The 10,700-nt window shown below is 38.6% G+C and carries 12 protein-coding genes; 11 read left to right on the top strand and 1 reads right to left on the bottom strand.

The window, feature by feature from the left end; translation table 11 throughout:
• Positions 1-129 precede the first annotated feature (129 nt).
• The 9 genes from QZ334_RS04760 to QZ334_RS04720 all read left to right on the top strand — a co-directional run bounded on the left by QZ334_RS04760 (position 130) and on the right by QZ334_RS04720 (position 7,877).
• Positions 130-1,197 carry a hypothetical protein gene (locus tag QZ334_RS04760; RefSeq protein ID WP_024066422.1) on the top strand — a complete coding sequence of 356 codons (1,068 nt, stop codon included), beginning with the start codon at positions 130-132 and terminating at the stop codon, positions 1,195-1,197.
• Between the two features lie 2 nt (positions 1,198-1,199).
• Positions 1,200-2,375 carry an MBL fold metallo-hydrolase gene (locus tag QZ334_RS04755; protein ID WP_024066421.1) on the top strand — a complete coding sequence of 392 codons (1,176 nt, stop codon included), beginning with the start codon at positions 1,200-1,202 and terminating at the stop codon, positions 2,373-2,375.
• 287 nt (positions 2,376-2,662) lie between these two features.
• Entirely contained in the window at positions 2,663-3,847 is a 1,185-nt protein-coding gene (locus tag QZ334_RS04750; protein WP_178884451.1) for a multidrug effflux MFS transporter, read from the top strand.
• 142 nt (positions 3,848-3,989) lie between these two features.
• Positions 3,990-4,274 carry a 30S ribosomal protein S6 gene (rpsF, locus tag QZ334_RS04745; RefSeq protein ID WP_004693799.1) on the top strand — a complete coding sequence of 95 codons (285 nt, stop codon included), beginning with the start codon at positions 3,990-3,992 and terminating at the stop codon, positions 4,272-4,274.
• 19 nt (positions 4,275-4,293) lie between these two features.
• Positions 4,294-4,692 (top strand): single-stranded DNA-binding protein, encoded by a 399-nt coding sequence (locus QZ334_RS04740; RefSeq protein WP_004693797.1) that lies wholly within the window; start codon positions 4,294-4,296, stop codon positions 4,690-4,692.
• A 39-nt stretch (positions 4,693-4,731) separates the two neighbouring features.
• The gene (gene rpsR, locus QZ334_RS04735; protein ID WP_004697977.1) at positions 4,732-4,962 is read left to right on the top strand and encodes a 30S ribosomal protein S18; all 231 of its coding nucleotides are present in this window, start codon (positions 4,732-4,734) and stop codon (positions 4,960-4,962) included.
• A gap of 419 nt (positions 4,963-5,381) precedes the next feature.
• Positions 5,382-6,245, top strand: a complete 864-nt coding sequence (locus QZ334_RS04730; RefSeq protein ID WP_178884453.1) for a substrate-binding domain-containing protein — start codon at positions 5,382-5,384, stop codon at positions 6,243-6,245.
• Positions 6,238-7,044 (top strand): 4Fe-4S binding protein, encoded by an 807-nt coding sequence (locus tag QZ334_RS04725; protein WP_009351942.1) that lies wholly within the window; start codon positions 6,238-6,240, stop codon positions 7,042-7,044. Before QZ334_RS04730 ends, QZ334_RS04725 begins: the two co-directional genes overlap by 8 nt.
• A gap of 2 nt (positions 7,045-7,046) precedes the next feature.
• Entirely contained in the window at positions 7,047-7,877 is an 831-nt protein-coding gene (locus QZ334_RS04720; RefSeq protein WP_178884455.1) for a radical SAM protein, read from the top strand.
• 68 nt (positions 7,878-7,945) lie between these two features.
• Here QZ334_RS04720 and QZ334_RS04715 read toward each other — a convergent pair whose 3' ends face one another.
• Positions 7,946-9,103, bottom strand: coding sequence for an aminotransferase class V-fold PLP-dependent enzyme (locus QZ334_RS04715; RefSeq protein ID WP_178884457.1), 1,158 nt, complete (start codon positions 9,101-9,103; stop codon positions 7,946-7,948).
• A gap of 120 nt (positions 9,104-9,223) precedes the next feature.
• On the opposite strand from QZ334_RS04715, the gene yedE reads away from it, so the two are divergent.
• Positions 9,224-10,285: a YedE family putative selenium transporter gene (gene yedE, locus QZ334_RS04710; protein ID WP_295232346.1), complete on the top strand. Its 1,062-nt coding sequence runs from the start codon at positions 9,224-9,226 to the stop codon at positions 10,283-10,285.
• Between the two features lie 17 nt (positions 10,286-10,302).
• Positions 10,303-10,551, top strand: coding sequence for a DUF3343 domain-containing protein (locus QZ334_RS04705; protein WP_178884461.1), 249 nt, complete (start codon positions 10,303-10,305; stop codon positions 10,549-10,551).
• Positions 10,552-10,700: the final 149 nt, after the last annotated feature.

The following is a 10,700-nucleotide window of genomic DNA, read 5'->3' as shown; positions in this document are numbered from 1 at the left end:
CCATTTACTCATAAAATGGCTGTTGATATAATGAATTTATAATAAAACACAATAATACTTTGTGTAAGATACAGATCATTTTAAGCAATTATATGTAGTAGGTAAGTTGTTATTGTGGGGGAATTTATAATGTTCAATTGTAAAGAGATATACGAAATAATTTGTGAGAGTATTAATCGAAAAGATAAAATTAATGAGTTTAAAACTATTTTTGGTCAAAATAAGAATGATAAAAAACAAGGACAGCAAGGAGATAATAGTAGTGAAGTAAAACAATTTGCAGCAAATTTTTATAAGGCTTCTATTGTAAATTACAAAGGCTATGCAAATGGAGAGAAGCAAGAAGATAAGAATCGTTATAGTGAAATTATTTCAAGTGCGCTTTTATCAAAAAATCTTTTACAATCTTGGAAAGAATTAGCTCCGGTACGACCAAATCACTTTGATACAGCTCATACTCCTTCTGAAAAAGTAGAGATGGAAAAGTTACAAGGAACAAATAGAAAAGAGGAAATTTTAGCGAAGTTATTGTTTTATCAACGTGAAGTTGCTGGATTAGGCTATATCTTTGATTATCAAACACCATTAAAAGAGACACGAAATGATTCTTATGGGAAAATAGATTTATTAGGTTATAACACTGATGATAAATGTTATTCTGTCATTGAATTAAAATATCGTCCATCTGGCAGTGAGGAAACTTTACTACGATGCGTTTTAGAAGCTTATACATATTATAGGCTGCTAGATATAAAACAGATTAATTCTGCTGTTGGCCATGATGGTATACAGCAGCTAAAGAAATTACCTGGATATGAACATACGAATAAAGCAGAGTTAGTCGTTTTATTTGATGAAAAATCTTGTACCAAAGATGGCGGTGGAGCAGAAACTAATTTGATGCTTCGTATTGATCCAAATAAACCTAATAATCCTAGGTATCCATCCAAAACTGTTGTGTCACAACAGTTTAAAGAATGTAAAGAATTAATTGATTCTAGTAAACGTAAGGGGTTACAAACTTTATGTGAAGAAATCTTGGCACAAGAGCCTCATTTAAAACAAATTCGATTTGTTGTATTGCGTGTTGATACAGATAGTAAATCTTCTTATCCAACTAATATAAAAGGTTGGTCTAGAAAATTAGATCGATTATATCAAGCAGAGACATTACTAACTATTCCTAGTAAAGGTTAAGTATGAATATAATTATCCATCGTGGCACTCATCAGATTGGTGGCAGTGCCATAGAAATAAGTACAGCATCTACTCGTATTATATTGGACTTTGGTAACGAATTAAGTTTAGATGAAAAGTACATACCTATAAATTTAGATATAGACGGTGTTACAAAAGGGATGCCGGATTGTGACGGTATTGTGATTTCTCATTATCATATAGATCACTTAGGACAACTAACCTCTGCATTACCAGAAATACCATTATATATGGGGAAACTGAGTAAGGAAGTGGCTATGATAGCAACTGAACATCAAGATAAAGATTTATATTTACGTTTGTTAGGTGCAAATACATTTCGTGGAGGCGAAGCCTTCACTATTGGAAATATACATATTAGACCTTTGGTTATCGACCATAGTGCTGTGGATAGTTATATGTTTGTCATTGAAGCAGAAGGTAAACGTGTCTTATATACAGGTGATTTCCGGATGCATGGGTTGCGTAGTCATATAGTAGAGAAATTAGTTAAAACCTATATAGGTGAGGTTGATGTATTAATTACAGAGGGAACATTAGTATCTCGTGGTGTTAATGATGGTATATCTGAAGCTGCTGTGTTAGAGGATATTTATTCGTATATCCAAGATGGAAAATATGTTTTCGTTATATGTTCATCTACGAATATTGACCGTATTATGGGGATTTGGCAGAATATGCCGACTGATAAAGTACTAATTTGTGATGCATATCAGAAAAGAATATTAGATACTGTGGTTAATAATGTATATTATGAAAGTTCTTTGTATCGTAGACATGATAGTCCGCTAGTTCTTGATAAAGGCAAATATCCTAAATACTATATGGATAACGGCTTTGTATGTTTAGTAAGAGCAACAGAAAATCATATTTCTCACATAAAAGAGTTCCCTAAAGATGATGTACGTATAATATATTCTATGTGGACAGGATATATTGAAGAAAACCTAGCATTGAAAGCTTTGTTAGAGACTTACCCAACCTATATATGTCATGCCAGTGGTCATGTGTCTAAAGATGATTTGATTAAGTTTATAGAATTAGTTAATCCTGACGTTATTATTCCGGTTCACACTGATAATCCTGAGAGATTAGAGGCATTAGTACCTAATAGAAATGTGTATATCGTTAATGATAATGAGCCATTTATCATATAAATTTTCGAAGAAATTTTGTTGATGTTGTATAATAAAGAAAAAGGAGAGCCATCAACATGTGGTAGCGTTAGGCTCATCTTATAAACAGTTTTAAGAGGATTGCCTAGCGTGCGAGTATTTTTATACTTTATTGCGTTAGGCTTTTATCTTTACTCTATTTTGGGCGTAGTATTTTACTACGCTTTTTTGTTGAAAAAATATCAAAACCATATAGCATTAACATTGTTTTTGATATAATTTAAATACATACATTTTATAGTGCGATTTTACATGAAAGTGGTGTCTTTATGCTGACGATTAGCAATAAAGGATGGCTTTTTACTTCTATATTAAGTGCATTGATGGCGTTTACGTCATTGTCGACGGATATTTATTTACCTGCCATGCCTGAGATGGGGCGAGATCTTAATGGTGATGCGGAGCTAACGTTGACTGGTTTCTTAATAGGTTTTGCGCTAGCCCAACTTTTCTGGGGCGCCGTTAGCGATAAAATTGGACGTAAGAAGCCGCTTATTATGGGGGTAGTTTTATTTATCATTGGTTCTGTGGGGTGTGCATTGAGTTCATCCATGATGGAGTTGCTGGCTTGGCGCGTGTTCCAAGCATTTGGTGCTTGCGTAGGACCTATGTTATCACGGGCTATGATTCGTGACTTATATGGTCGGACTGAAGCTGCTAAAATGTTATCTACCTTAGCTATTGTTATGGCCATAGCGCCTATTGCAGGGCCGATGCTAGCAGGGCATCTACTTGTGTGGTATACTTGGCATTCAATCTTTTGGTTATTAGTTGCTATCGGCATTTTAATGCTCATTGCCGTATTAGTCATTCCTGAAACACATCCTGTAGAGAAGCGTAGTAAAAAGTCTATAGGTCATACCTATAATAATTATTGGATTTTACTACGTAATAAAGGCTTTATGAAATATACACTATGTGTTAGCTCTTTTTATATTGCTATCTATGCGTTCCTAACGGGTTCTCCTTATGTATATATTGATGTTTATGGAGTTCCAAAGGAATACTTTGGCTATCTCTTTTCTGTCAATATTATTGGCGTAATGTTACTAAGTGCTATTAATCGTCGTATTGTAAGTGCTATACGCCTCGATAGATTATTGCGATATGCTACATTATTTGCTGCTATTTGTGTATCTGTTGTAATGGGGTTGATAATCATAGGCTATCATTCCCTGTGGTTAATCGTTATTGGCTGTTTTTTATTCTTCTCCATGAATGGTATCATTGCAGCTGTAACAAATGCCTTAGCATTAGATAGAGCTGGCAGAATGGCTGGCTCTGGGGCGGCACTCCTAGGTGCCATGCAATATGGTAGTGGCATTGTATCATCGTTGATCCTTACCTTCTTACCAAATGATTCGGCAGACCCTATGATGGGGGTAATAACTTTGTTTGTTATTATTTGTGCCATTATCGCTTTTCCTGAAGATGAAAAATATAATCGCATATAATATTGGTGAAAGCAAGGGCTTAAATTTGTGCTCTTGCTTTCATTCTTTTTTTAGGTTATAATAGTAAGGCTTATTGATGGTAAGCACTTCCTACCCCTATGTGTCGATAGGGGCATTAGTCCGAAAGAGGAGGTGATTTTGTATGAACAAATACGAAGTCATGTTTATTGTGAAACCAGCTGAAGAGGAAGCAACTAATGCTGTTATTGAAAAAGTAGAAGCTTTAATTGCTCGTGTAGGCGGCACAGTAGAAAAGGTAGATCGTTGGGGCAAGCGTCGTCTTGCTTACGCTGTGAAGAAATTCACTGACGGTTTCTATGTATTGATAAACTTTGAAGCAGCACCTGCTGAAATCAAAGAAATCGATCGTGTATTGAAAATCAACGATGAAGTCCTAAGACATCTAATTGTAAAACACGAAGCATAATTAAAGCCTGGAGGAAAACATGAACTCTGTACAAATTCTAGGTAATTTAGCTCGTGATCCTGAAGTACGCTATACCAAAACTGGTCGTGCGGTAGCAACTTTCACAGTAGCTGCAACTAACACCTATATTGATTCCACAACAAATGAGACGAAAGAACAAACTGCTTTCATCAACTGCGTTGCATGGGGTAAACTTGGTGAAGCGGCAGGCAATCTTCGTAAAGGCAGTCGTTGCTTTGTAGAAGGTCGTTTGCAAACTCGTTCTTACGAGACTCAGGACGGTCAAAAACGGTACGTTACTGAAGTAGTAGCGAACTTTGTGGGCCAATCCCTTGATATGAATACTAATTCTTTCGAAGGTGGGTCCAATTTTGATAGTTTCAGTACAGGCGGCGATGACGAAAACATCCCGTTCTAGTGTCAGGGACTCCTACTAATTCGAAAAGGAGGATTCGCAATGAGAAGAGATAGAGGCAGAAAGCCAAGAAGAAAAGTATGCGTTTTCTGTGCAGACCATATCGATCAAATCGACTATAAAGATGTTGCTAAACTTCGTCGTTTCACGACTGAACGCGGCAAAATCTTACCTCGTCGTATTTCCGGTACTTGCGCAAAACATCAACGCAAATTGACTACAGCTATCAAACGTGCACGTGCAATCGCTTTATTGCCATTCACTGCTGAATAATTGATGAATCAAGGCGGTACAACCATTTGGTTGTACCGCCTTTTTGCGTTCTTTTGGGCAATATTGTCTTATAGTGAATTTAAACCCTAAAGGGCCATGAGTGCTGTAAAGCGTTCAAATATAGTCTATAGCACTGATTATCCTTGTTTACTATGCACTGAGCGTATAGCGGGATATTAGCTTCATTAAACCTAAAAAAAATAGCATATTCATCGTATACAATAAATATTCAATAAAATAGATATGGAGAGAATATCTTAAAATTTTATAATAATGCCTTTAAAAACAGTATTCACATGACTAATCTATATAAATAAATTAATCAAACTTATGCATATCATCATTTAAACTTATGGATTTTATACTATAATGTGAGTATATGCTTAGTACTGTAAAGTTCAGTGAAAGGTGGTAAGTACATGGGATTTTTGAAAAAGGATATATCCCGTCGCCAGTTTATTGGTGGTGCTTTAGCTTTAGCAGCCGCATCAGCGGTGCCGTCGTTTATACGCGGCGCTTACAAGCCAACACAGTCTGATTCATTACAAGTGTGGACTTGTGGCGGTTTATCGGAAGCGTTCCTTGATTTAAACCAAGTTTATACAATGCACACAGGGCACAATATTCAGTATACTGGTGCCTTTGCAGGATCTATTGGTAAATCCTTGTTGGCTGAGAAGAGTCGCACAGAAATCTTTGGAGCTCGCGGTTTAGATTTAGCGAAAAATATGCGCAAAAAAGGCGTAAGTATGGCTTTTGAACCATTATGTTTTACGGATTACGTTATCGTTACACCTAAGGGGAATCCCGCAGGGATTCGGGACTTGAAGGATATGGCCGAGCCTGGTGTACGCGTTATGTTGCCCCTGGGCGCATCTCCCCCTGGTAGTGCGTCTGTAAAAGGAATCATGAAATTATCTGGTTTAACCGATGGTATCATGAAAAACTTAATGGCTGAAAATGCTTGCGTAATTTCCATGATGTGTGATCTCGTAGAAGGTAAAGCCGATGTATCTATCATTGAAAAACGCCTTACCACACATGATCGGTTTAAGGATCGTATAGAGTACTTCTCCATACCTGCACAATTTGTGCCACCTGCACCGCTCACTTTCACTATTAACACGATGAAATATGTACAAGATCGTGCGTTGGCTGCCGATTATATTGAATTTACACGGTCACAAGAAGGACAACAAATCTTAGAAAATCACGGGTTCACATCCGTTTATAGTGCGAGAGGTCTCGATTTGATAGAAAGGTTTGGTGTAAAAGATGTGTAATCACTGTCCATCATCTACAACCTGTGGAACTCAAGTTAGTTCTGGTGTATCTGGGAAACAAGCCCCTAAAAATTTAACGCTTTGGCGTCGGATTGTACAGTTTATCTTCCTCTTTATTATGGGGAAATGGGTGTACTATGGCATATTCCGATGCCCTTATATTGTTCCATTCGTAAACTGTGAAAGCTGTTCCATAATTACCTGCTGGGGCCGCATCACGACGTACTTTTATGCGTGGTGGATTATCTTGCCGATTATGGTCGTCTTCTTTGGACGTGCTTTCTGTAGCTGGTTCTGTCCAAGTGGGTGGGTTAACCAAATGCTGGGAAAAATATCTATGGGACCACTAAGAAATCGTAAAAACTATATGCGTTTCCTTCAACTCGGCATGGTAGCAACTATAATTTTAGGGCTTGTGGTATATTTTAAATTTGGTAATCCCCGCATTATGATCCCCATTCGGACGAGCGATGAATATTTTAATGCTGTTATTTTATCTATGCAGTTCTCCGAATGGTATTGGGCGGCTCGTACTATAACGGTCGTATCTATTATTGCTGGTTCCCTTATTATCGCCAATGCTTGGTGCCGCTTTGTATGTCCTTTTGGGGGCGTAATGGAGTTGCTTCGCAAAATTTCTATTTTTAGAATTTTTAAAACAAATGATTGCGATAACTGTGATGCGTGCTTGCGCGTATGTGAAATGGGAACACGACCAAATGAAATGAATTGTACCAACTGTGGTGATTGCTTACATGTTTGCCATAAAGATGCTATTAGATTTGGTCGGAAAGGTTAATTATGAAAGAAATTCAAGGACAAAGTTTCCTACAAAATCATCCTTGTTACAACAAGGCCGCTTCTGCTAATTGGGGTCGTTTACATTTACCAGTAGCGCCAAATTGTAATATTCAATGTAATTATTGTAATCGTAAGTACGACTGTGCGAATGAAAATAGACCGGGCGTGACGCAGCATGTCTATACGCCACAAGAGGCAGCTGCCTTTGTGCGCAAGGTGTTTGATGCTCGTCAGGATATCTCTGTAGTAGGTATTGCAGGTCCTGGGGATCCTATGTGTGATGCAGACAAGACACTTGAAACCTTCCGCCTCGTGAAAAAGGATTTTCCTCATGTCATGCTTTGTTTATCTAGTAATGGTTTGGCAGTGCCTGATTATGTTAATGACATTGCTGACTTAGGAATTACGCATGTAACGATTACGGCTAATGCTATTGATCCTGAGATTGCAAAACATGTATATTCCATGGTTCGCTATGAGGGTAATATCTACAAGGGAATCGATGGGGCCCGTATTTTATTAGAACGTCAGGCTGAAAGTATCCGGAAGTTAAAGGAAAAGAACATCATTGTTAAGATTAACACCGTAGTAGTGCCTGATGTAAATATGGACCATGTACCAGCTATCGCTAAACAAGCGGAAGCATGGGGTGTCGATTTGATGAACTGTATTGCTATGATTCCGGTTCATGATACGGCCTTTGAAAATCATAGGGGCCCGACTTCAGAAGAAATCAATAACATGCGTCAATTTATTGGTCACTATGTGCCGCAAATGACACACTGCAAACGCTGCAGAGCTGATGCTATCGGTCGTTTGTGTGAAGCGTAGAAGTATAAAAGGCTATATACCGAAGTATATAGCCTTAATGGTTAAGTATTATTTAGTATTATTTAGTATTATTTAGTATTTTTAAGGATTCTATGTAGCGCAGATAATGCGGATACCACATCTTCATGTGTGTTAGCATAGCCAAAGGAGAAGCGCACAGTTCCTTCTGGATAGGTTCCTAGTGTTTGGTGTGCTCGTGGGGCACAGTGGAGACCAACACGTGTCATGATGTGATAAGTAGATTCTAGTTCGTAAGCAATACTTGCTGGGTCCATACTATCGATTGTGATGGATACAACGGCAGTTCTATCTTGGATATCTTGTTTACCAATGATGTTAACAACATCTATTGATTGTAATCCTTCTAGGAAGGCTTGTGTTAACGCTAGCTCGTGGTTGTGAATGTTCTCCATTCCTTGTGACTCAATATAGGAGAGGCCTTCATTGAGCCCGATGATGCCAGGTAGATTTAACGTACCTGCTTCAAAGGCGTCGGGCATATGGGTAGGCATCGTTTCTAAATGTGAGAAGCTGCCTGTACCACCAGCAATAAGAGGGGTTAAGTTTTGAGCCATTTCTTTGGTTAATATAATACCACCAATACCTTGAGGTCCCAATAAGCCTTTATGACCTGTAAAGCAAAGGGCATCAATATGACATGCTTTCACATCAATAGGAATAACACCTGCCGTTTGGGCTGCGTCTACAATAAATTGTAGATTATGAGTCTTGCAGATTGAGCCAATTGATTCGAGCGGTTGGATGGTTCCACATACATTGGACGCGTGATTGATAATCATAGCCACTGTATTTGGACGAATGAGACTATCCATGCTTTCAAGTTGAATGGAACCGGTCTTGTCACAAGGGATAATGTCAAAGGTAATGCCTTTATCTAGTAGTTGTGTGAGCGGTCTCATAACTGCGTTGTGCTCCATTGAGCTAACGAGCACATGATCACCGGCTTTTAATAGGCCCTTGATGACCATGTTTAAGCTCATCGTCACATTTTGTGTAAAGACGACATGAGATGGATCATGACCGTTGAATAAGGTGTTTAGTCGTTGTCTCGTTGTATAGATAGTGTCCTCTACATCATAGGCGAGAGCATAGGAGCCGCGGTTGATATTGATACCCCGGTTCGTTATATAGTCGGACATAGCGGTGGCGACTGTTGGTGCTTTAGGAAACGAAGTGCTCGCATTGTCTAAATAGATATAGTCCATAGATAATCTCCATAAATAACAATGTATATTTATGGCTATTATATCATGAGTAGCATGTTACTTAGAATCGGAGCATGTACTCATAGAGTTTTTGTGTTTGTAGTTTGAAAGGAGTTTACTATGAGTGGGTCTCATGAAAAACGGAATTTAATTATTGCAGGCCTTATTATTGGTGCTATCGCGGGATTCCTCGTATTAGCTGGAAATCCAGGTAATATGGGCTTTTGTATTGCGTGCTTTGTTCGCGATACTGTCGGTGGTCTAGGTCTACATCGTGCCGCACCTGTACAGTACATTCGCCCAGAAATTATCGGTCTTATATTAGGGGCTTATCTATTGTCCATGATTCGTGGCGAACACCAAAGTAAAGGTGGTTCATCTCCAATTATTCGATTTATTCTTGGCTTCTTTGTTATGATTGGTGCTTTGATGTTCCTTGGCTGTCCAATTCGTATGATTTTGCGACTTGGCGGTGGTGACTTAAATGCTTTGTTCGGCATTGCCGGCTTTGCAGGTGGTATTGGATTTGGTACTATATTCTTGAAAAAAGGCTATTCTTTACAACGCACTTATGCATTGAGCAAATTAGAATCTGCTATGATGCCTGCTATTCAAGTAGGCTTGCTCGTACTTGTTGTAACAGCACCAGCATTTATCTTCTTTAGCCAAAAAGGTCCTGGCGCTATGCATGCTCCATGGCTCATTTCTTTGGCGGCTGGCCTTGTAGTAGGTGGCTTATCTCAATTTAGCCGACTTTGTACGGTTGGGGGCTTTAGAGATTTATTCTTGTTTAAAAAATCTATTCTTATCTTTGGCTATTTAGCAGTTCTCATTGGTGTATTCGTTGTAAATATTAGCTTTGGTAACTTCCATCTAGGCTTTGAAAACCAACCGATTGCACATACAGATGGATTGTGGAACTTCCTAGGTATGGCGCTTGCAGGTTTCTGTAGCGTATTGCTTGGTGGTTGTCCATTGCGTCAGTTGATTATGACTGGTGAAGGTAATTCTGATTCTGCGGTTACAGTACTTGGCCTTGCAGCTGGTGCGGCATTCGCTCATAATTTCGGTTTAGCAGCTTCTGGTGATGGTCCTACACTAAATGGTGAAATTGCTGTAGTTGTTGGCTTTATTGTGGCACTTATTATTGCTGTAGTTAATACAAAACGAGCAAATGCGTAGATTAGAAATGAGTGATTATGAAATATATTGCAACATTTTACTCTCACTTTGGAGCGATTCGCTTCAAGCGTGAAGCCTCTGAAGGGGTAACTAATATAGAACTCCGTCCGGTGCCCCGCGATTTGAGTTCCTCTTGTGGAACGAGTGCATCCTTTGATGCTAGTGAAAGTTTTACTTTCACAGAGGATCCAACAGAGGAGATTGAACAAATCGTAGCTGTAACAGAGGACGGTTATACAACTATATATGAAAGTCCCAATAAATAAGGCCTAAAGCCTATTTAGAGCTGTTAATGTAAACAGTTCTCCAATTATTATGTCATGTAAAAGAGGAGCTATCCGTTGAGATAGCTCCTTTTGGTTATTGTCTTTAGACTGGTTCGCGACGTAGTCGCGAATCATTAAACCACCCGCTA

Origin of the sequence: Veillonella sp. (assembly GCF_019414865.1) — a bacterium.
Lineage (GTDB): Bacteria > Bacillota > Negativicutes > Veillonellales > Veillonellaceae > Veillonella.
This window is presented reverse-complemented; position numbering and strand designations above follow the sequence as displayed.

Coding starts and splice junctions, on each gene's coding strand:
- QZ334_RS04760 (WP_024066422.1), top strand. CDS start 130: ATGTTCAATTGTAAAGAGATATACGAAATAATTTGTGAGAGTATTAAT.
- QZ334_RS04755 (WP_024066421.1), top strand. CDS start 1,200: ATGAATATAATTATCCATCGTGGCACTCATCAGATTGGTGGCAGTGCC.
- QZ334_RS04750 (WP_178884451.1), top strand. CDS start 2,663: ATGCTGACGATTAGCAATAAAGGATGGCTTTTTACTTCTATATTAAGT.
- rpsF (WP_004693799.1), top strand. CDS start 3,990: ATGAACAAATACGAAGTCATGTTTATTGTGAAACCAGCTGAAGAGGAA.
- QZ334_RS04740 (WP_004693797.1), top strand. CDS start 4,294: ATGAACTCTGTACAAATTCTAGGTAATTTAGCTCGTGATCCTGAAGTA.
- rpsR (WP_004697977.1), top strand. CDS start 4,732: ATGAGAAGAGATAGAGGCAGAAAGCCAAGAAGAAAAGTATGCGTTTTC.
- QZ334_RS04730 (WP_178884453.1), top strand. CDS start 5,382: ATGGGATTTTTGAAAAAGGATATATCCCGTCGCCAGTTTATTGGTGGT.
- QZ334_RS04725 (WP_009351942.1), top strand. CDS start 6,238: ATGTGTAATCACTGTCCATCATCTACAACCTGTGGAACTCAAGTTAGT.
- QZ334_RS04720 (WP_178884455.1), top strand. CDS start 7,047: ATGAAAGAAATTCAAGGACAAAGTTTCCTACAAAATCATCCTTGTTAC.
- QZ334_RS04715 (WP_178884457.1), bottom strand. CDS start 9,103: ATGGACTATATCTATTTAGACAATGCGAGCACTTCGTTTCCTAAAGCA.
- yedE (WP_295232346.1), top strand. CDS start 9,224: ATGAGTGGGTCTCATGAAAAACGGAATTTAATTATTGCAGGCCTTATT.
- QZ334_RS04705 (WP_178884461.1), top strand. CDS start 10,303: ATGAAATATATTGCAACATTTTACTCTCACTTTGGAGCGATTCGCTTC.